The following is a 21247-nucleotide window of genomic DNA, read 5'->3' as shown; positions in this document are numbered from 1 at the left end:
CGGGAGACGGGAGCACCCCATGACACGCGCGGTCCGCACGGCGGCCGGTGCCCGGCCGGCCCTGGTCGTGGCCCTCGTGCTCACCCTGGTCGCGGGCGGCTTCGCGGCCTGGACCGGCCAGGGCTGGTACGCCGCGGCCCACGACGACTCCGCCGCGTACGCCGCGGAGCGCGATCGGGCGCTCGCGGCGGGGGAGCAGGCGGTGCAGAACCTCAACACGCTCGACCACCGGCGCGTGGACGAGGGGCTCGACCTCTGGGAGTCCTCCACGACCGGCGAACTGCACGAGCAGCTCGTCGGCGGACGCGAGGAGTTCGCCGACCAGGTGAAGGCGGCGAAGACGGTGACGACGGCCCGGGTGCTGTCCGGCGCCGTCACCGAGCTCGACGACCGCTCGGGGCGGGCCCGGCTGCTGGTCGCCCTGCGGGTCACCGTCACCACGCCGGACAGCAGGAGCACCGACAAGGACAGCCGCATGCTGGGCGAACTCACCCGCGCCGGCGGCCAGTGGAAGCTCAGTGCGCTGGGGCAGGCCCCCGTGGGCGGGACCGCGTCCGGCTGACCGGGCCGCACCGACCGCCCGCGACAGCCGCCAGCACCCGAAAGGACACCGCACGATGCCGACGCCCCGCCACCACCTCAACCGCCAGCGGCGCCGTCAGGCCCGCGCCGACCAGCCGGCCTCCGCCACCCCCGCGGCCTCCGCCCCGGCAGGCCCCGCCGACTCCGGGGAGGCCGGCGCCGGGAGCCCGGTGGGCGTCCTGACCGAGCCCGCGCCCCCGGGGCGGCGGCGACCGGCGGCGAAGCCCGTACCGGACCGGGCCGAGGTCCCGGAGCGGGAGGAGACCGGCGAGGGGACGGCGCAGCGGCCTCGGCACCGCCTCCCGCTGCTGGTCCTGTGCGTCCTGACGCTCCTGCTCGGCGGCTTCGCCGGGTGGGCGCACAGCAGGGCCGGCGAGCTCCGCGACGATCCCGCGCGCGGGAACACGGCGCTCACCGACCTCGCCCGCACCAGCGAGATCAAGGGGCGGACGGCGGTGGCCGTCGCCGCCCTCTTCTCCTACGACCACACCGACACGGGCGCCTTCGCGGAGGCCGGGAAGACCTTCCTCACCGGGAAGGCCGTGGAGCAGCACCGGACGCTCTTCGCCGGGGTGCTCGCCCAGGCCGGCCGGCAGAAGCCGGTCATCACCACGACCGTCACCGACAGCGCGGTCGAGCGGATCGACGGCGACCGCGCCCGGGTCCTGGTCTACGCCGACCAGAGCAGCGTCAGCACGGCCGGGAAGCCCCGGTCCCAGGCGGGCGGGAAGCAGGCCGCGGCCCAGGACCAGGGCGTCTATGCGGGCGCGATGTTCGCGGTGGACGTGGTGCTGCGGGACGGCACCTGGCTCATCGAGAACATCGACACCTTCGGCCGCTGACCGTCACTCCCCGAGGGTCGCGACGAGCACGGTGGCGTAGCGCTCCTCGCAGGAGACGAAGCGCGGCGTCAGACCGTGCGCGGCGACGGCGGCCGCCGCCGCGCCGGTCTGGCGCTCGCTCGTCTCGACGAGCAGGTGCCCGCCCGGCGCCAGCCACCCGGGCGCGTCGGCGGCCACCCGGCGCAGGACGTCGAGGCCGTCCGGGCCGCCGTCGAGCGCGACCAGCGGCTCGTGCTCGCGGGCCTCGGGCGGCAGCAGTCCGACCTCCTCGGTCGGGACGTACGGCACATTGGCGACCAGCACCTCGACCCGGCCGCGCAGCTCCTCCGGCAGCGGGGCGAAGAGGTCGCCGCCGAAGACGTGGCCGCCGCGCGGTTCGATGTTGCGGCGCGCGCACGCCACCGCGGCGGGTTCGACGTCCGCCGCGTAGACGCGGGCCTCCGGCACCGCCGAGAGGAGCACCGCGCCGGCCGCGCCGGAGCCGCAGCACAGGTCGACGCAGAGCGCGCCGGGCGCGGCCAGCGCCACGGCCCGCTCGACGAGGAACTCGGTGCGCCGCCGGGGCACGAACACGCCCGGCTCGACGGTGATCCGCAGGCCGGCGAAGTCCGCCCAGCCGACGATGTGTTCCAGGGGGAGGCCCGCCGCGCGCCGTTCGACGAGGATGTCGAGGCCGGCGGCGTCATGGGCCGCGGAGAAGAGAAGTTCCGCCTCGTCCTCGGCGAACACGCAGCCCGCGGCGCGGAGCCGGGAGACGGTGGCGGTGCGGAGGGGGACAGAGGGGTCGAGCGCCATGAAAGACCTTCCGGGAAGCCGTGAGGAGGCTCCCGCGGCCGCTACGACCGAGCCGCTGGTACGGCCGCCGAGGGGGAGCATCCTGCCTGCGTCGTGCGGATGGAACCCACCTCCTACGGTCGTCACGATCTGATCTTGATGATCCTATCCTATGCGCGCACGGGCCCCGGGCCGTCCGCCCGGGGCCCGTGCGCGCGGGTCCGCGCCGCTCAGGCGAGGAGCGCCTCGATCGCCGCGACGACCTCGGCGGCCTCCGGCTCGGTGCGCGGACGGAAGCGGGTGACGGTCCCGTCGGCGGAGATCAGGAACTTCTCGAAGTTCCACTGCACGTCACCGGCCTCGCCGTCGGCGTCCGCGACCTGGGTCAGCTCCGCGTACAGCGGGTGCCGGCCGTCGCCGTTGACGTCGGTCTTCTCCAGGAGGGGGAAGGTGACGCCGTACGTCGTCGAGCAGAAGGACCGGATCTCCTCCGCCGACCCCGGCTCCTGCCCGAGGAACTGGTTGCAGGGCACGCCGACGACGGTGAGACCGCGCTCCCCGTACGCCTTCTGCAGCCGCTCCAGGCCCTCGTACTGCGGGGTGAGGCCGCACTTCGAGGCCACGTTCACCACCAGCAGGGCGCGGTCGCGGTAGTCGGCCAGGGAGACCGGCTCACCGGCCAGGTTCTTCAGCGGAATGTCGTACAGACTCATGGGGAGCTCCTCGTCGAGACTAGGACGTGATGACAACATGAGTGAAGAACCGCTGGCAATCGCGGTCGATTCCGCCCCGGCGGCGCGTCGTCCGGTCCGCTGCCGCCTCTGCGGCCGCCCCCTCACCGGCGCCGGCTCCCGCCGCACCGGCCTCGGCCCCACCTGCGACGCCAAGCTCCACCCGCCGGCCCCCGGCATCCGCACCCGGCGCCACGAGGTCGAGCAGGACACCCTGCCGGGCCTGGACCCGCCGGCCGGGGAGGCGTGAGGCTACCAGCGGGAAAAGGGGAGGCCACGGATTTTCCGGCCCGGCACAGTGACCGGCGATGAGAGAGAAACGCCGACCACACCGAGCGGAGCCCTGAACCATGTCCACCCTGCGCGTCACCGCCGAAATCCTCACCGTCCATCCCCATCCGAACGCCGACGCCCTCGAACTGGCCCAGGTCGGCCTCTACCGGGCCGTCGTCGCCAAGGGCGCCTACCGGACCGGCGACACCGCCGTCTACATCCCGGAGCAGGCCGTGCTGCCCGCCGCGCTCGTCGACGAACTGGGACTGACCGGACGCCTGGCCGGGAAGGCGTCGGACCGCGTGAAGGCGGTGCGGCTGCGCGGGGAGCTGTCGCAGGGGATCGTCTGCCGGCCGGGCACCCTCGCCGGGGTCGACCTGGACCGGGCCGCCGCCGACGGCACCGACTTCGCGGAGACGCTCGGGATCACCAAATGGGTGCCGCCGGTCCCGCCGACCATGAGCGGCGAGGTCGAGGCCGCGCCCGCCCTGCTGCCCTGGGTGGACATCGAGAACCTCCACCGCTACCCCGGCGTCTTCGAGCCCGGCGAGGAGGTCGTCCTCACGGAGAAGATCCACGGCACGGCCTGCCTGCTCACCTACGTCGCCGGCGGCGGCGGGGTGCACGTCTCCTCCAAGGGCTTCGGCGCCAAGGGCCTCGCCCTCCGGGAGGACCCGCGCAACCTCTACTGGCGCGCCGTCCACGCCCACGGCCTGCCCGCGGCCGCCGAGCGGCTCGCCACCCGCCTCGGGGCCACCCGCGTCGGCTTCTTCGGCGAGGTGTACGGCTCCGGCGTCCAGGACCTCGCCTACGGCGCCGACGCCCGCCGCGAGGCCATCGGCTACGCGCTCTTCGACGTCTCCGCCGAGATCGACGGGCAGGTCCGCTGGCTGGACCCGGCCCGGGTCCTGGAGCCGGGCGAGGTGCCGCTCGTCCCGCGCCTGTACGAGGGCCCGTACGACCTGGACACCGTCCTCGCCCACGCGAGCGGCGCCGAGACCGTCTCCGGGCGCTCCGCCCACCTCAGGGAGGGCGTCGTCGTCCGGCCGGCCGTCGAGCGGTACAGCCCGGTCACGGGCGGCCGGGCCGTCGCCAAGGCGGTCAGCCCGGCCTACCTCACCCGCAAGGGCGGCACCGAGTACGAGTGACCCGGCCCCGGGGTCAGGCCAGGGCGCGGAACAGGCCCTCCTGGACCACCGAGACGAGCATCCGGCCCTCCCGGTCGTAGATCCGGCCCCGGGCCAGTCCCCGGCCGCCCGTCGCGACCGGGGACTCCTGCTCGTACAGGAACCACTCGTCGGCCCGGAACGGGCGGTGGAACCACATCGCGTGGTCCAGCGACGCCATGTCGAAGCCGCGCGGTCCCCACAGCGGCTCGACGGGGATCCGCACCGCGTCGAGGAGCGTCATGTCGGAGGCGTACGTCACCGCGCAGGTGTGCACCAGCGGGTCGTCGCCCAGCGGCCCCACCGCCCGCATCCACACCGCGCTGCGCGGGTCGGCGTCCTTGGCCTCGTCCTTGGTCCACCGCAGCCGGTCGACGTACCGGATGTCGAAGGGCATCCGCCGCGCCATCCGCTCCATCGACTCCGGCAGCCCCCCGAGGTGGTCGCGGACCTCGTCCGCGAGCTTCGGCAGGCTCTCCGGGTCCACCAGGTGCCGGGGCGGCAGCTGGTGCTCGAAGGCACCCTCCTCCGGGAGGTGGAAGGAGGCCGTCAGATTGAAGATCGTCCGGCCCTCCTGGACGGCCGTGACCCGCCGGGTCGTGAACGACCGGCCGTCCCGCACCCGCTCCACCTGGTAGACGATCGGCACGCCCGGCCGGCCCGGCCGCAGGAAGTACGCGTGCAGCGAGTGCACCGGACGGCCCTCGTCCACGGTCCGTCCGGCCGCCACCAGGGCCTGGCCGGCGACCTGCCCGCCGAAGACCCGCTGGAGCGACTCCTGCGGGCTGCGGCCGCGGAAGATGTTCACCTCGATCCGTTCCAGATCGAGCAGGTCCACGAGCCTGTCGGCGGGGTTGGTCACGAGCGTCCTCCTCGGGGTGTCCTCTGCGTCCTGTCCGCTACAGCTGTCCGACCGACGTCACGCGGACGACCGCCCGGCCCTCCTCGTCGGAGGCCGCGAGATCGACCTCCGCGCCGATGCCCCAGTCATGGTCGCCGTTCGGGTCGGCGAAGGTCTGCCGGACGCGCCACAGGCCGTGCGCGGCGTCCTCCTCGATCGCGAGCAGCTTCGGGCCGCGCGCGTCCGGACCCGTGCCGAGGTCGTCGTACTCGTCCCAGTACGCGTCCATCGCCTCGCCCCACGCGTCGGCGTCCCAGCCGGACTCGGCGTCCATCTCGCCCAGCTCGCCGACCTTGTCGAGCGCCGCCAGCTCCACCCGGCGGAACATCGCGTTGCGCACCAGGACGCGGAAGGCGCGGGCGTTCGCCGTGACCGGCTTGACCTGGTCGGCCTTCTCCTGCGCCTCCTCGGCCGTCTGGATCTCCGGGTTCGCCAGCTGCTCCCACTCGTCGAGCAGCGAGGAGTCCACCTGGCGCACCATCTCGCCCAGCCAGGCGATCAGGTCCTCCAGGTCGTCCGTCTTCAGGTCGTCCGGGATGGTGTGGTCGAGCGCCTTGTACGCGCTCGCGAGGTAGCGCAGCACGATGCCCTCGGTCCGCGCCAGCTCGTAGTGGGAGGTGAACTCGGTGAAGGTCATGGCGCGTTCGTACATGTCGCGGATGACGGACTTCGGCGACACCGGGTGGTCGCCGACCCACGGGTGCGACTTCCGGTAGACGTTGTACGCGTGCCAGAGCAGCTCCTCCAGCGGCTTCGGGTACGAGACCTCCTGGAGCCGTTCCATCCGCTCCTCGTACTCGACGCCGTCCGCCTTCATCCGCCCGACGGCCTCGCCGCGCGCCTTGTTCTGCATGGCGGCGAGGATCTGGCGCGGGTCGTCCAGCGTCGACTCGACCACCGAGACCATGTCGAGCGCGTACGACGGGGACTCCGGGTCCAGCAGGTCGAAGGCGGCCAGCGCGAACGTCGACAGCGGCTGGTTCAGCGCGAAGTCCTGCTGGAGGTCGACGGTCAGCCGGATCGTGCGGCCCTCCGCGTCCGGGGTGTCCAGCTGCTCCACCACACCGCCGTCGAGCAGCGAGCGGTAGATCGCGATGGCCCGCCGGATGTGCCTGAGCTGGTTGCGGCGCGGCTCGTGGTTGTCCTCCAGGAGCTTGCGCATCGCCTCGAAGGCGTTGCCCGGGCGGGCGATCACCGACAGCAGCATGATGTTGGTGACCTTGAAGCGGGAGGTCAGCGGCTCCGGCTCGGCGGTCTGAAGCTTCTCGAAGGTGGTGTCGCTCCAGGCGACGAAGCCCTCGGGGGCCTTCTTGCGGACCACCTTGCGGCGCTTCTTCGGGTCGTCGCCCGCCTTCGCGAGCGCCTTCTCGTTCTCGATGACGTGCTCGGGCGCCTGTGCCACGACGAAGCCGGCGGTGTCGAAGCCGGCCCGGCCTGCCCGGCCCGCGATCTGGTGGAACTCACGGGCGCGCAGCGTCCGGACCCGGTTGCCGTCGTACTTGGTCAGGGCGGTGAAGAGCACCGTGCGGATCGGCACGTTCACGCCCACGCCGAGCGTGTCCGTCCCGCAGATCACCTTCAGCAGACCGGCCTGCGCCAGCTTCTCCACGAGCCGCCGGTACTTCGGCAGCATGCCCGCGTGGTGCACGCCGATGCCGTGCCGGACGTACCGCGAGAGGTTCTGGCCGAACTTGGTGGTGAAGCGGAAGTTGCCGATCAGCTCGGCGATCTTGTCCTTCTCCTCGCGCGTGCACATGTTGATGCTCATCAGCGACTGCGCCCGCTCGACGGCCTGCGCCTGCGTGAAGTGCACGATGTAGACGGGCGCCTGCTTCGTCTCCAGGAGCTCGGTCAGGGTGTCGGTGATGGGCGTGAGCCGGTACTCGTAGGAGAGCGGCACCGGCCGGGTCGCCGAGCGGACCACCGAGGTCGGCCGGCCCGTGCGCCGGGTCAGGTCCTTCTCGAACATCGACACGTCGCCGAGCGTCGCCGACATCAGGACGAACTGCGCCTGGGGCAGTTCGAGGAGCGGGATCTGCCAGGCCCACCCCCGGTCCTGCTCCGCGTAGAAGTGGAACTCGTCCATGACGACCTGGCCGATGTCGGCGTCCTTGCCGTCGCGCAGCGCGATCGAGGCCAGCACCTCGGCCGTGCAGCAGATGACGGGCGCGTCCGCGTTCACGGACGCGTCGCCGGTCAGCATGCCGACGTTCTCCGTGCCGAAGATCTTGCACAGGTCGAAGAACTTCTCCGACACCAGCGCCTTGATCGGCGCCGTGTAGAAGGTGACCTGGTCGTTGGCGAGCGCCGTGAAGTGCGCTCCGGCAGCCACCAGCGACTTCCCGGACCCGGTCGGGGTCGACAGGATGACGTTCGCCCCGGAGACCACCTCGATCAGCGCCTCCTCCTGCGCCGGGTAGAGCGTGATGCCGCGCTCCTCGGCCCAGGCGGAGAAAGCCTCGAAGAGGGCATCGGGGTCGGCGGTCGGCGGCAGCTGATCGATAAGGGTCACGTCCCCATCTTGCCTGCATTCCGCCCGGATGAGGGAACCGGCCGTCGAACGTGAAGATCACGCCCGATAGGCTGCTCCGTCGACCGGTCGTCAACTCGGCGCCGGCAGGGGAGAAACGGGGCGACACCGACCATGATGGGACCGGCGCACTCGCTGTCCGGAGCGGCGGCCTGGCTGGGCGTGGGAGCCGCCGCGGCCGCCTTCGACTACCCGATGCCCTGGCCGGTGCTGCTCGTCGGCGCGCTGCTGTGCGCGGGTGCCGCCCTCGCCCCCGACCTGGACCACAAGTCGGCCACCATCTCGCGCGCCTTCGGCCCCGTCTCCCGGGGCCTCTGCGAGATCGTCGACAAGCTGTCGTACGCCGTCTACAAGGCGACCCGCAGCCCCCAGGACCCGCGCCGCTCCGGTGGCCACCGCACCCTGACCCACACCTGGCTGTGGGCCGTCCTCATCGGCGGCGGCTGCTCGGTCGCGGCCGTCACCGGCGGCCGCTGGGCGGTCCTCGCGATCCTCTTCGTCCACCTCGTCCTCGCCGTCGAGGGCCTGCTGTGGCGGGCCGCCCGGATGTCCAGCGACGTCCTGGTCTGGCTGCTCGGCGCGACCAGCGCCTGGATCCTCGCCGGCGTCCTCGACCAGCCGGGCAACGGCTCGGACTGGCTCTTCACCGGCCCCGGCCAGGAGTACCTGTGGCTGGGCCTGCCGATCGTCCTCGGCGCCCTCGTCCACGACATCGGCGACGCCCTCACCGTCTCCGGCTGCCCGATCCTCTGGCCGATCCCCGTCGGCCGCAAGCGCTGGTACCCGATCGGCCCGCCCAAGGGCATGCGCTTCCGGGCCGGCAGCTGGGTCGAGCTGAAGGTCCTCATGCCGGCCTTCATGGTCCTCGGCGGAGTCGGCGGAGCCTCGGCCCTCGGCTTCTTCTAGCGCCGCGCCCCGCGCCGCGCCGCGCCCCGCGCCGCGACCTGGGCGCCGGCCCGGCGGCGGGGCGTCCCGCGCTCCCCTCCGCGACCCCGGTCCCCGGGGATAACGCGGTGTTATGGACGAACGGGATTACCCGGAGGTCCGGCGCGTGACGACCCTGGTTCCACCCACTCCCCCCACAGGCGGCGCCTCCGTGTGCCGTCGGAGACGAGGAACCTTGCGTACGCACCGCATATGGGCGTCGGCCGCCGCCGCGCTCTCCGTGCTCGCCCTCTTCGCGCCCGCCGCCGCGGCGGCGGAGCCGCCCGCCCGCGCCGACGCCGCGGCCGTCCAGCCGATCATCGGCGGCGGCTACGCCCAGAGCGGCCCCTGGGCGGCCCGGCTCCTCTCCAACGGCAGGGAGACCTGCTCCGCGACGATCATCGCCCCCACCTGGATCCTGACGGCCAAGCACTGCGTCACCGGGGGCGGACTGTCCTTCCGGATCGGCAGCCTGGACCAGCACAGCGGCGGGACCGTCGCCAACGGCGTCCAGACCTACACCCACAGCTCGGACCTCGCGCTGGTCCGCCTGGACCGCTCCGTGACGGCGACCTACGCCCGGCTCGGCCAGCCCGGTTCCGTGAGCGTCGGACAGAACGTCCAGGTCTACGGCTGGGGCGCCACCTCCCAGTGCGGCTCCGAGGCCACCTGTCAGTCCCGCTACCTGAAGGTCGCCAACGTGACGGTGACCGGGGGCTGCCGCGACGCGTACAACGGCTCGGCGATCTGCGCCCGGCGCGGCGACGGCATCACCGCCGGCGGCGACTCCGGCGGCCCGATGATGGCGAACGGCGTCCAGGTCGGGGTCGCCTCCACCAGCGACCGCCAGACGACCACCGCGTACACCAACGTGACGGCCTACCGTTCCTGGATCCAGTCGGTCGCGGGCGTCTGACCCGCCGCCCCGCGACCGTGACCCGCGCCCTGCCCGGGCGCGGGTCACGGTCGTCGCCCCCGGGCCGGGGGGCCGGGCTCAGCCGTGCCAGGAGCGCCACAACGCCGCGTACGCGCCGTCCGCCGCGACCAGGTCGTGGTGGCTGCCCAGCTCGCTGATCCGGCCGTTCTCCACCACCGCGATCAGATCGGCGTCGTGGGCCGTGTGCAGCCGGTGCGCGATCGCCACGACCGTCCGCCCGTCCAGCACCCGCCCGAGCGAGCGCTCCAGATGCCGGGCGGCGCGCGGGTCGAGCAGCGAGGTCGCCTCGTCCAGGACCAGCGTGTGCGGGTCGGCCAGCACCAGCCGGGCCAGCGCGATCTGCTGCGCCTGCGCCGGGGTCAGCGCCCGGCCGCCCGAACCGACCTCCGTGTCCAGGCCCGCGTCGAGCCCCCGCGCCCAGTCCTCCGCGTCCACCGCCGCCAGCGCCGTCCACAGCTCCGGGTCACCGGCCTCCGGGCGGGCGAGCAGCAGGTTGTCGCGGAGCGTGCCGACGAAGACGTGATGCTCCTGGTTGACCAGCGCCACGTGCTCGCGGACCCGCTCGGCCGGCATCCGCGCCAGCTCGGCGCCGCCGAGCGTGACCGCACCGGCGCGCGGCCCGTAGATGCCCGCGAGGAGCCGGCCCAGCGTCGACTTGCCCGCGCCGGAAGGGCCGACGAGCGCGAGCCGCGTGCCCGGGGCCACCGCGAGGGACACGCCGTGCAGCACGTCCACGCCCTCCCGGTACCCGAAGCGCACCCCGGCCGCCTCGACCGCGCGCCCGTCGGGCCGCACCGACCCGTCGCCGGGCTCCGGCTCGATGTCCCGCACGCCCACCAGCCGGGCCAGCGACACCTGCGCCACCTGGAGCTCGTCGTACCAGCGCAGCACGATCCCGATCGGGTCCACCAGCATCTGCGCGAGCAGCGCGCCGGTCGTCAGCTGCCCGACGTCCATCCAGCCCCGGAAGACGCAGAACCCGCCGATGGCGAGGACGCCGCACAGCACCGTGATGTGCGTCAGGTTGACCACCGGGAAGAGCACCGACCGCAGGAAGAGGGTGTACCGCTCCCATCGCGTCCACTCCTGGATCCGCCGGTCCGAGAGCGCGACCCGGCGCGCGCCGAGGCGGTGGGCCTCGACGGTGCGGCCCGCGTCGACGGTCTCGGCGAGCGCGGCGGCGACCGCCGCGTACCCCGCCGCCTCCGAGCGGTAGGCCGAGGGCGCCCGCCGGAAGTACCAGCGGCAGCCGGCGATCAGCAGCGGCGCGGCGACCACCACCGCCAGGGCGAGCGGCGGCGCCGTGAGGGCGAGCCCGCCGATCAGCAGCCCCGCCCACACCACGCCGATGACCAGCTGCGGCACGGCCTCCCGCATCGCGTTGGCCAGCCGGTCCACGTCGGTGGTGATGCGGGAGAGCAGGTCACCGGTGCCCGCCCGCTCCAGCACGCCCGGCGGGAGGCCGACCGCGCGGACCAGGAAGTCCTCGCGCAGGTCGGCGAGCATCTCCTCGCCGAGCATCGCGCCGCGCAGCCGGACCAGCCGCACGAAGACCGTCTGCACCACCAGCGCGACGGCGAAGACCGCGACCGCGTTTCCCAGAGGGAGATCCCGGGCGCCCTCGGCGAGCCGGTCCACCACCTGGCCGAGGACGTACGGCCCCGCCATGGACGCGGTCACGGCGACCGCGTTCACGCCGATGAGCAGGGCGAACGCCCTGCGGTGCCGGCGCAGCAGGCCGCCGGTGTAGGCCCGGACGGTCGTGCCGGCGGCGACCGGCAGGGTGGTGGCGGTCGTGGGGGCCGCCGGGTCGTACGCGGGCGGCGCCAGGCCGATCATGCGGTTTCCCCTTCCAGTGCTTCGAGCCGGCGGGCCGCCCGGGGACCCTCGGGGGGTCCGGCCGGCGCCGCGGCGTGTTCGTCGTCCGTCTCCCGGGTGACGACCGCCCGGTAGAGCGGCTCGTCCGCGAGGAGCGAGCGGTGGGTGCCGTGCGCGACGGCCCTGCCCTCGTGGACCAGGACCACCCGGTCCGCCAGGTCCAGGAGCAGCGGCGACGAGGCCAGCACCACGGTGGTCGCGCCGGAGCGCAGCTTGCGGACGCCGGCCGCGACCCGGGCCTCGGTGTGCGAGTCGACCGCCGAGGTCGGCTCGTCGAGGACGAGCACCTCGGGGCCGGTCACCAGCGAGCGGGCGAGCGCGAGGCGCTGGCGCTGCCCGCCGGAGAGCGAGCGGCCCCGCTCGGTGATCCGGGTCCGCATCGGATCGCCGTCGGTGTCCACCGACGCCTGCGCGAGCGCGTCCAGCACGTCGTCGCACTGGGCGGCGGCGAGGGCGTCCTCCGGCCGGACGGAGCCGGAGGAGGGCACGTCGAGCAGGTCGTGGAGGGTGCCCGACAGCAGCACCGGCTCCTTGTCCTGGACGAGGACGGCCGTCCGGGCGGCGTCCAGCGGCAGCTCGTCGAGCGGGACCCCGCCCAGCCGGACGGAGACGTGGTCGTCGCCCGGCTCGGCCGGGTGCCCGCCGAGCCGGTCGGCGAGCCGCCCGGCCGCGTCCGGGTCCCCGCACACCACGGCGGTGAGGATCCCGGCGGGGGCGATGAGCCCGGTCACCGGGTCGTACAGGTCGCCCGACGCCTTCCGCTCCCGGCCGTCCGGCCCGTGGCCGGCGGGCTCGGTGACCCGGCGGAGGGCCAGGACCCGCGCCGCGCGCTTCGCCGAGGGCCGGGAGAAGGCGTACGCCATGGCGATCTCCTCCACGTTCCGCAGCGGATGGTGGGTGAGCGCCACCGCGCCGTAGACCGTGACCAGCGCGCCGACCGTGATCCGGCCATCGAGCGCCAGGCCCGCCCCGTACACCACCACGGCGATGAGCAGCAGGCCCGGCAGCAGCACCTGCACGGCGGCGATCAGCGCCCACATGCGGGCGCTGCGCACGGCCGCCCGGCGGACCTCCTGGGAGGCGGCCCGGTACCGGCCGAGGAACAGCTCCTCGCCGCCGATGCCGCGCAGCACGCGCAGCCCGGCGACCGTGTCGGAGGCGAGTTCGGTGGCCTTGCCGGCCTTCTCGCGCTGCTCGTCCGCCCGGCGGGTCGCGCGGGGCAGCAGCGGCAGCGCGGCCAGGGCGAGCGCCGGGACGCCGATCGCGACGACGGCGCCGAGCGCCGGTTCGTAGACGACGAGCCCGACGCAGACGGCCAGCAGGGTGAGGACGGCGGCGGCGAAGCGGGAGAACGCCTCCACGAACCAGCCGATCTTCTCGACGTCGCCCGTGGACACGGCGACCACCTCGCCCGCCGCGACCCGCCGCGTCAGCAGCGAGCCGAGCTCGGCGGTCCTGCGGGCGAGCAGCTGCTGGACCCGCGCGGCGGCGGTGATCCAGTTGGTGACGGCCGTGCGGTGCAGCATCGTGTCGCCGACGGCGATGCCGGCGCCGAGCGCCACGACCACCCCGCAGCCGAGCGCGAGCCCGCCGCCGTCACGGTCGACGACGGCCTGCACGGCGAGGCCGACGCCGATCGGCAGACCGGCGATGGACAGCTGGAGCAGCAGCCCCCACAGCAGCGACCGCACCTGCCCGCCGAGCTGCATGCGTCCGAGCCAGATCAGGAACCGGGTCCCCGACCGGACGTCGGGCACCCCCGGGTCGGCGTAAGGGAGTTGATGGATCTGCATGACGTCCCCAGGGGTGCTCGGGGGCGGACGGGGAGGTGGGCCGGGCGCACGCGGGCGTGCGTCGGCCGGGGCCCTTCGAAGGACCCCGTGGGTGCGGATCCCGGGGTGCGGGATCTGTGCCAGGTTCGCCCTCCGCGCGGGCCCTCGGCAACGGATTTTCCGGCGCGGACGGTACGGATCCGGCCGTCCGGGCCCCCGTGGGACCCGCCCGTCACCCCTGCCCCGCGGACTCCTCCGGCTGCCGCGGTCCGGGGACGCCCCGGTCGTTCTGGAGCTCCAGGAGCTCCCGGAAGAGTCCCGGCGCGCCCGAGAGTTCGGCGTAGGTGCCCTCCTGCACGATCCGCCCGTGCCCGAGGACGACGATCCGGTCGGCGACCGCCACGTTGGCCAGCCGGTGCGTGACGAGCACGACGGGCCGCCCCTCGGCGACCTCCCGCAGTCCGGCGAAGATGCGGTGCTCGGCCCGGGCGTCGAGGGCGCTCGTCGGCTCGTCGAGGACGAGCACCCCGGGCCGGTAGAACGCCCGCGCGATCGCGATCCGCTGCCACTGGCCGCCGGACAGCTCGACCCCGCCGAACCACTCCCGTGCCAGCAGCGTCCCCCAGCCGCTGCGCAGCCCGTCCACGACCTCGCCCGCGCCGGACCGCTCGGCGGCCCGCAGCAGCGCCCCGCTCCCGCCGCGCGGCTGGCCCAGCGTCACGTTCTCCTCGGCGGAGAGCGGCCAGTGCGCGAAGACCTGCGGGACGACCGCCGTGTGCCGCCACATCGCGTACGCGTCGAGCTCCCGGACGTCCCGCGCGTCCCAGGTCACGGTGCCCTCGCTCGGCAGGTACAGGCCGGTGAGCAGCCGGGAGAGGGTCGTCTTGCCGGAGCCGTTCTCGCCGACCAGGGCGACGATCTCGCCGGCCCGCACCTCCAGCGTGACGTCGGTGAGCGCGGCCCGGTCGGCGTCCGGGTACGTGTAGCAGAGCCGTTCGGCGCGGACGCTCTTCGGCGGGCCGGGGACGATCGTGCCCCGGTCCAGGCGGTGGCCGCCCGCCTCCGCGATGAAGTCGGCCCAGTCGTCCACGTACAGCCCGGTGCGGAAGATCCGGGTGCCGTAGCCGACGATCCCGTACAGGTTGTTGCCGACCGTCTGGAGCGCGAAGACCGCGGTGCCGGCCGACGCGAGCGTCATCCGCCCGGAGGCGAGCAGCAGCACCAGCGCGCCCCACATCACGGCCGAGGCGGCGCCGCCGGCGACCGAGCCGGCCATCGCCCAGCGCGAGCCGCGGTGGATGGACCGGTCGGTGACGGCGTCCACGCGGGCGCCGATCTCGCGGTAGCGGCCGAGGAGGAAGCCGAACATGGTACCGGAGCGGAGCTGGTCGGCGATCTGCCGGTCGGCGATGTACCAGCGCAGATGGCCGAGGGTGCGCCGCTCGGCGGAGACGGCCCGGCTGCTCTCCCACTGGAGGTGCGCGCCCTTCATCCGGGCCAGCGCCTGGGGGAGCACGGCGAGCACGAGCAGCGGCAGCAGCACGGGGTGGAGGACGGCGACGACGCCGGCGGCGGCGACGATCGAGGCGAGGCAGGACATCAGCATCTGCGACTCGGTGATGAGGTCCTTGGCGACGTCGGCGCCCCGGTCGGCGTGGTCCCACTTGTCGTTGAAGCCGGGGTGGTCGTACGCGGTGAGCTCGGCGTTCGCCGCCGCGTGCAGCATCTCCAGCTCGGCCTCGCGGGAGATCCGCGGCGAGAGGCGCGAGGAGACGTCGGAGATCACGATGCCGAGGACGGCCCTGAGGCCCACGGCGGCGGCGATCAGCGCGATCGACGGCAGCGCCTCGACGAGCCGGTCCCGGATGTCGCCGGGGGCGACGAGCGAGGTGAGGGTGGCGCCGGTGGCGACGAGGCCGGTGGCCTCCAGGGCGGCGGAGACGGCCTGGCAGGAGAGGAGCACGGTGACGGCCCTGCGGTCCACCCGCCAGCCGAGCGCGAGCCCTCTGCGGACGAGCTGCGGCAGCCGGCGGGCCATCACCCACGGCGAGGTGGGTCTGCCCTCCAGGGCGGTGAGCTTGCCGGGCTGGAAGCGGTACTCCTCGGCGGGCCGTTCCCGGTTCCGGTCCTCCGGGGCGCTTGGGTCCGGATTCCGGTGCCGGTCCGGGGCCGGATCCCCCTGCGGGTCCGGGTCCGGCGCCGGGGTTGCTGCGGTCTGCTCTGCGGTCACGGTGGTGGTTCCCCCGTCCGGGTGACGACACGGAAGGGGAGGAGTTACCCGGTTTCGTCCGCGGCGCACCCCCCGGCGGGTGGTTCACCCGCCGGGGGGAGCCGTTTCCGGACAGGCTCCGGGCTCATGGGCGGGTGGCACGCTCCAGAGCGAGGAGGGCGGAGGCGTAGCGGCGGCCGGTGGCGCGGTCCATGCCGATCTCGCACATCCGGTTGGCGGAGAGGTACGCGTCGAAGGGACGGGCGGTGACCTCGGCGGCCTCGCGGGCGGTGGCCGAGGCCGTCAGTTCGGGGTGGAGCATGCCCCGGTCGCCCGCGAAGGCGCAGCAGCCGGCGTCGACCGGTACGACGACCTCGTCGGCGCAGAACTCCGCGACCTCGGTGAGCTTCTCCGCGTCCCCGAGGTGCCGCATCGAGCAGGTGGGGTGCACCACCGCCGACTCCAGCCGTCGGCGGGCCTCCAGCCGGGGGAGGAGTTCGTCGGCGGCCCACACCAGGGAGTCCACCACGGTGAGTTCGGCGTGCAGCGCGCGGTTGTCGTCGGTGAGGTACTCCACGACCTCGTGGGCGATGCCGAGGGTGCACGAGGAGGCGTCCACGACGAGCGGGAGGCGGCCGCCGGCGGTCCAGCCCCAGGCGGCCTCGACGATCCGGTTGGCCATCACCTCGTTGCCCGCCGCGTACCCCTTGGAGTGCCAGATGGTGGCGCAGCACGTGCCGGCCACGTCGTCGGGGATCCACACGGGCCGGCCGGCCCGGGCGGAGACGGCGACGACGGCCTCGGGCAGGGAGGGACCCGGAGTTCCTTCGGCGTTGCCGAAGATGCGGTTGACGCAGGCCGGGTAGTAGACGGCGGTGGCCGCCGGGCGGTGGGTGCGGGGCAGCCGGTGCCGGGCGGCGCCGGGGATCTCGGGCAGCCACTCCGGGACGAGGTCGGGCCGGACGGCCTTGCGGGCGAGGCCGGTCACCCGCTCCAGGAAGCCGTCGCCCATCCGTCCGGCGGCGCCCACGGCGAGCCGGGCGGACACCTCCACGGCACGGAAGTGCCGGGCTGCCAGGGCGGCGATCCGCTCCTCGCGCGGGGAGTGCCGCTCGTGCCGGAACTCCTTCATCAGCGCGCCGGTGTCGATGCCGACGGGGCAGGCCAGCTTGCAGGTGGAGTCGCCGGCGCAGGTGTCGACGGCGTCGTAGCCGTACGCCTCCAGGAGCCGCTGCTCGACGGGGGAGCCGTCGGCCTGCCGGAGCATCTCCCGGCGCAGCACGATCCGCTGGCGGGGGGTGGTCGTCAGGTCGTGGCTGGGGCAGGTCGGTTCGCAGAAGCCGCACTCGATGCAGGGGTCGGCGATCCGTTCCACGGACGGGATGGTCTTCAGGCCGCGCAGATGGGCCTGGGGGTCCCGGTCGAGGACGACGCGGGGGGCCAGGACCCCGTCCGGGTCGACGAGTTCCTTGGTCCGCCACATGAGCGCGGTCGCCCGGGGGCCCCATTCCAGTTCCAGGAAGGGGGCGATGTTGCGGCCGGTGGCGTGCTCGGCCTTCAGGGAGCCGTCGAAGCGTTCGACGGTGAGCTTGCAGAAGTCGTCCATGAAGGAGGCGTACCGCTCGACGTCGGCGGGGTCCGCGGCGTCGAAGGCGAGGAGGAAGTGCAGGTTGCCGTGGGCGGCGTGGCCGGCGACGGCCGCGTCGAAGCCGTGCCGGCCCTGGAGGTCGAGGAGTTCCGCGCACGCCTCGGCGAGCCGGGACGGGGGCACCGCGAAGTCCTCGGTGATCAGGGTCGTGCCGGAGGGGCGGGAGCCGCCGACGGCCGTCACGAACGCCTTGCGGGCCCTCCAGTAGCCGCCGATGACGGCCGGGTCGCGGGTGAAGGCGTTGACGGCGGAGGGCACCGGGGCGACCAGGTCGAGTCCGGCGAGCACCTCTCCCGCGGCCCGCTCGTACGCGGCCAGGGCCGGCTCGTCCGGTGCCCGGAACTCGACGAGCAGCGCCGTGGTGTCCCTGGGCAGCTCCGCCCAGTCGGCCGGGACGCCGGGCACGCGCACCGAGGCCCGCAGGGTGTTGCCGTCCATCAGCTCGACGGCGAGCGCCCCGGCCTCGTTGAATCGGGGCACGGCCGCCGCGGCGGCGGGCAGGGTGGGGAAGAAGAGCAGGGCGGTGGAGACCAGCCGGTCGAGCGGGAGGGTGTCGAAGACGACCTCGGAGAGGAAGCCGAGGGTGCCCTCGGAGCCGACCATGAGACCGCGCAGGATCTGCACCGGGGTGGCGCCGTCGAGGAAGGCGTCGAGCCGGTAGCCGTTGGTGTTCTTGATCTCGTACTTGGCCCGGATCCGGGCCGTGAGCTCCGTGTCGGCCTCGATCTCGGCCTTGATCGCGAGCAGTCCCGCGCAGAGGCGGGGCTCGGCGCGGGCCAGCTCCTCGTCGGCGGCCGGGTCGGCGGTGTCGACGACCGTGCCGCTCGGGAGGACGAAGGTGAGCGAGGAGACCGTCCGGTACGAGTTCCGGGTGGTGCCGGCGGTCATGCCCGAGGCGTTGTTGGCGACGACCCCGCCGATGGTGCAGGCGACCGCGCTGGCCGGGTCGGGGCCGAGGACCCGGCCGTGGGGGGCGAGCGCCGCGTTGGCCCGGACGACGGTGGTGCCGGGGCGGATCCGGGCCCGGGCGCCGCCGTCCAGGACCTCCACGCCCACCCAGTGGCGGCGGACGTCGACGAGGATGTCCTCGCCCTGCGCCTGGCCGTTGAGGCTGGTCCCGGCGGCCCGGAAGACCACCTCGCGGCCCTTTCCGTGCGCGTACGACAGCACGGCCGAGATGTCGTCGACGTCCTCCGCGACGACGACCACCTGCGGCAGGAACCGGTAGGGGCTGGCGTCGGAGGCGTACCGCACCAGGTCGGAGACGCCCGAGAGGACCTTCTCCGGCCCGAGCAGGGCCGCCAGATCCTCGCGCAGCCGCCGCGGGGTGCCCCGCGCCTGGAGGTCCGCGACCCGGTCGGGAGCCGGGGTCCGCTTCCGGCCCGGGCTGAGGGCCTGCGGGTTCGGTTCCAGCAGCGGCATGGCACGGCTCCCCTCGGCGCGGGCGCCGGCGGCGTCAGCAGCCGCTCTCCGGGACGGGCCCGGCCAGGGCGGTCAGCAGACCTCCGAGCACCTCGCGCTGTTCGACGGTCAATGGAGCCAGGATGTCCTCTGCGGCGGCCCGGCGCGCGCTTCGCAGCTCCCGCAGCGTGGCGCGCCCCTCGTCGGTGAGCTCGATCCGGATCACCCGCCGGTTGGCCGGATCGGGCACCCGACGCACCCGTCCGGCCGCCTCCAGGCCGTCGACGAGGCTGGTCACGGCGCGGGGGACGACCTCCAGGCGGGCGGCGAGGTCGGCCATCCGGGGCGGGGCGTCGCCGAAGTGGGCGACCAGGCGCAGCAGCCGGGACTGGGCCGGGGTGATGCCGACCGGCTCCAGGTGGCGCTTCTGGATGCGGTGGAGCCGGCGGGTGAGCCGGAGCAGCTGCTCGGCGAGGAGCCCGTCGGGGTCGGGGGCGCTCACGGCGGGGGTGTTCATGGGGGAACATTATCAGGACCTTGTTCATTGTGAACATAGGTAAGAGTGAGCTACAGTCCGATGTGCGCCCCACGTGTGCGCACCCTGACGTCGCATCCCCTCGAAGGAGCCCATGCGCCCCCACGACGAGTCCACCTGGACGCCACCGCCGCGCGATCCCGCGCAGCCGAAGGAGCCCGCCCAGCTGCGGCGCATCCTCGGCCTCTTCCGCCCCTACCGCGCCCGCCTCGCGCTCGTCGGCCTCCTGGTCGGCGCCGCCTCGCTGGTCTCGGTCGCCACCCCGTTCCTCCTCAAGGAGATCCTCGACACCGCGATCCCCGAGGGGCGCACCGGGCTGCTCAGCCTGCTCGCCCTGGGCATGATCGCCACCGCCGTGCTGACCAGCGTCTTCGGCGTGCTCCAGACCCTGATCTCGACCACGGTCGGCCAGCGCGTCATGCACGACCTGCGCACCGCCGTCTACGGCCGGCTCCAGCGGATGCCGCTGGCCTTCTTCACCCGGACCCGGACCGGCGAGGTCCAGTCCCGGATCGCCAACGACATCGGCGGCATGCAGGCCACCGTCACCTCGACGGCGACCTCCCTGGTCTCCAACCTCACCGCGGTCGTCGCGACCGTGGTCGCGATGCTCGCCCTCGACTGGCGGCTCACCCTCTTCTCGCTCCTCCTGCTCCCCGTCTTCGTCTGGATCAGCCGGCGGGTCGGCGGCGAGCGGAAGCGGATCACCACCCAGCGCCAGAAGCAGATGGCCGCCATGGCGGCGACCGTCACCGAATCGCTCTCCGTCAGCGGCATCCTGCTCGGCCGCACCATGGGCCGCGCCGACTCGCTCACCGAGTCCTTCGCGCGGGAGTCCGAGCGCCTCGTCGACCTCGAAGTGCGCTCCTCCATGGCCGGACGCTGGCGGATGTCCGTCATCGGCATCGTCATGGCCGCCATGCCCGCCCTGCTCTACTGGGCGGCCGGCTTCGCCATGCAGGCCGGCGGCGCCGCGATCTCCCTCGGCACCCTGGTCGCCTTCGTCTCGCTCCAGCAGGGCCTCTTCCGGCCCACCGTGAGCCTGCTCTCCACCGGCGTCCAGATGCAGACCTCGCTCGCGCTCTTCCAGCGCATCTTCGAGTACCTCGACCTCCCGGTGGACATCACCGAGCCCGAGGAGCCCGTCCGCATCGGCGCCGTCCGCGGCGAGATCGGCTTCGAGAAGGTCCGCTTCCACTACGACCCCGAGCGCGCCGGCCGGCCCACCCTCGACTCCATCGACCTGACGGTGCCCGCCGGCGGAAGCCTCGCCGTCGTCGGCCCCACCGGCTCCGGCAAGTCGACGCTCAGCTACCTCGTGCCCCGGCTGTACGACGTGACCGAGGGGCGCGTCACCCTGGACGGCGTCGACGTCCGCGACCTCGGCTTCGACACCCTCGCGGACGCGATCGGCGTCGTCTCCCAGGAGACGTACCTCTTCCACGCCTCCGTCGCCGACAACCTGCGCTTCGCCAAGCCGGACGCCACCGGCGAGGAGATCGAGGCCGCCGCCAGGGCCGCCCAGATCCACGACCACATCGCCTCGCTGCCGGACGGGTACGACACCCTGGTCGGCGAGCGCGGCTACCGCTTCTCCGGCGGCGAGAAGCAGCGCCTGGCCATCGCCCGCACGATCCTGCGCGACCCGCCGGTGCTCATCCTCGACGAGGCGACCAGCGCCCTCGACACCCGCACCGAGCGCGCGGTCCAGCAGGCCATCGACGCCCTCTCCGCCGGCCGCACCACGATCACCATCGCCCACCGCCTCTCCACCGTCCGTGACGCCGACCGGATCGTGGTCCTGGAAGCGGGCCGGATCGCCGAGAGCGGCACGCACGAGGAACTGATGGCCGTGGACGGCACGTACGCCACCCTGGTCCGCCGTGACGAACAGGCGAACGTGGGAGCGGTTGTTCCCACGAACGTGTGATCGTCTCCGGATTCGTTGCCCAACTCCCGTACGGCGTCGGATGATTACGGTGCGCAAGCGACGGGCTGCAGACCGCGACTGCGCTGTCCCACGAAACACCTGTACGAGGAGAAGCACCACCATGAACGTCATCACCGATCTGCTCGCCGGCGTCCTCCACTTCCTGGGCTGGCTCGTCTGACGCTCGCAGTTCACGGCGCCGCCGGTTCCCCGT

General features: G+C 73.9%; 16 protein-coding genes. 7 read left to right on the top strand and 9 right to left on the bottom strand.

Annotated features, from left to right (window positions below; translation table 11 throughout):
• Positions 1-19 precede the first annotated feature (19 nt).
• Both ACFVU3_RS26055 and ACFVU3_RS26050 read left to right on the top strand, forming a co-directional pair.
• Positions 20-562, top strand: coding sequence for a nuclear transport factor 2 family protein (locus ACFVU3_RS26055; RefSeq protein WP_390069807.1), 543 nt, complete (start codon positions 20-22; stop codon positions 560-562).
• Positions 563-617: 55 nt separating this feature from the next.
• Positions 618-1424 (top strand): hypothetical protein, encoded by an 807-nt coding sequence (locus tag ACFVU3_RS26050; RefSeq protein WP_390069805.1) that lies wholly within the window; start codon positions 618-620, stop codon positions 1422-1424.
• A 3-nt stretch (positions 1425-1427) separates the two neighbouring features.
• Here ACFVU3_RS26050 and ACFVU3_RS26045 read toward each other — a convergent pair whose 3' ends face one another.
• Together ACFVU3_RS26045 and ACFVU3_RS26040 are read right to left on the bottom strand one after the other, a co-directional pair.
• On the bottom strand, positions 1428-2219 hold the full coding sequence (locus tag ACFVU3_RS26045; RefSeq protein ID WP_390069803.1) for a putative protein N(5)-glutamine methyltransferase: 792 nt from the start codon (positions 2217-2219) through the stop codon (positions 1428-1430).
• A 209-nt stretch (positions 2220-2428) separates the two neighbouring features.
• On the bottom strand, positions 2429-2911 hold the full coding sequence (locus tag ACFVU3_RS26040; protein WP_390069801.1) for a glutathione peroxidase: 483 nt from the start codon (positions 2909-2911) through the stop codon (positions 2429-2431).
• Positions 2912-2948: 37 nt separating this feature from the next.
• Here ACFVU3_RS26040 and ACFVU3_RS26035 point away from each other — a divergent pair, with 37 nt between their 5' ends.
• Positions 2949-3179: a DUF6011 domain-containing protein gene (locus ACFVU3_RS26035; protein ID WP_390069800.1), complete on the top strand. Its 231-nt coding sequence runs from the start codon at positions 2949-2951 to the stop codon at positions 3177-3179.
• A 100-nt stretch (positions 3180-3279) separates the two neighbouring features.
• Positions 3280-4350, top strand: coding sequence for an RNA ligase (ATP) (locus ACFVU3_RS26030; RefSeq protein ID WP_390069798.1), 1071 nt, complete (start codon positions 3280-3282; stop codon positions 4348-4350).
• Between the two features lie 13 nt (positions 4351-4363).
• Here the strand turns inward: ACFVU3_RS26030 and ACFVU3_RS26025 are convergent, their stop codons facing one another.
• On the bottom strand, positions 4364-5230 hold the full coding sequence (locus ACFVU3_RS26025; protein WP_390069797.1) for an acyl-CoA thioesterase: 867 nt from the start codon (positions 5228-5230) through the stop codon (positions 4364-4366).
• A 37-nt stretch (positions 5231-5267) separates the two neighbouring features.
• Positions 5268-7781: a DEAD/DEAH box helicase gene (locus ACFVU3_RS26020; protein ID WP_390069795.1), complete on the bottom strand. Its 2514-nt coding sequence runs from the start codon at positions 7779-7781 to the stop codon at positions 5268-5270.
• 132 nt (positions 7782-7913) lie between these two features.
• Here ACFVU3_RS26020 and ACFVU3_RS26015 point away from each other — a divergent pair, with 132 nt between their 5' ends.
• On the top strand, positions 7914-8705 hold the full coding sequence (locus ACFVU3_RS26015) for a metal-dependent hydrolase (protein WP_390069793.1): 792 nt from the start codon (positions 7914-7916) through the stop codon (positions 8703-8705).
• A gap of 229 nt (positions 8706-8934) precedes the next feature.
• Entirely contained in the window at positions 8935-9639 is a 705-nt protein-coding gene (locus ACFVU3_RS26010) for a S1 family peptidase (RefSeq protein ID WP_390069995.1), read from the top strand.
• Positions 9640-9717: 78 nt separating this feature from the next.
• Here ACFVU3_RS26010 and ACFVU3_RS26005 read toward each other — a convergent pair whose 3' ends face one another.
• From ACFVU3_RS26005 to ACFVU3_RS25985, 5 genes are all read right to left on the bottom strand, one after another.
• Positions 9718-11499 carry an ABC transporter ATP-binding protein gene (locus ACFVU3_RS26005; protein ID WP_390069791.1) on the bottom strand — a complete coding sequence of 594 codons (1782 nt, stop codon included), beginning with the start codon at positions 11497-11499 and terminating at the stop codon, positions 9718-9720.
• A complete protein-coding gene (locus ACFVU3_RS26000) occupies positions 11496-13331 on the bottom strand; it encodes an ABC transporter transmembrane domain-containing protein (protein ID WP_390069789.1) in 1836 nt (611 codons plus the stop codon). Before ACFVU3_RS26000 ends, ACFVU3_RS26005 begins: the two co-directional genes overlap by 4 nt.
• A gap of 211 nt (positions 13332-13542) precedes the next feature.
• Positions 13543-15540, bottom strand: coding sequence for an ABC transporter ATP-binding protein (locus ACFVU3_RS25995; RefSeq protein ID WP_390069787.1), 1998 nt, complete (start codon positions 15538-15540; stop codon positions 13543-13545).
• 124 nt (positions 15541-15664) lie between these two features.
• Positions 15665-18589 carry an FAD-binding and (Fe-S)-binding domain-containing protein gene (locus ACFVU3_RS25990; protein ID WP_390069785.1) on the bottom strand — a complete coding sequence of 975 codons (2925 nt, stop codon included), beginning with the start codon at positions 18587-18589 and terminating at the stop codon, positions 15665-15667.
• 34 nt (positions 18590-18623) lie between these two features.
• Positions 18624-19070, bottom strand: coding sequence for a MarR family winged helix-turn-helix transcriptional regulator (locus ACFVU3_RS25985; RefSeq protein ID WP_390069994.1), 447 nt, complete (start codon positions 19068-19070; stop codon positions 18624-18626).
• 127 nt (positions 19071-19197) lie between these two features.
• Here ACFVU3_RS25985 and ACFVU3_RS25980 point away from each other — a divergent pair, with 127 nt between their 5' ends.
• Entirely contained in the window at positions 19198-21033 is a 1836-nt protein-coding gene (locus ACFVU3_RS25980) for an ABC transporter ATP-binding protein (RefSeq protein WP_390069783.1), read from the top strand.
• Positions 21034-21247 lie beyond the last annotated feature (214 nt).

This window comes from Streptomyces sp. NPDC058052, from assembly GCF_042885515.1.
Classification (GTDB): Bacteria; Actinomycetota; Actinomycetes; order Streptomycetales; family Streptomycetaceae; genus Streptomyces.
Note: the sequence above shows the minus strand (reverse complement) of the source record. Positions and strands in the feature narration are given on the sequence as shown.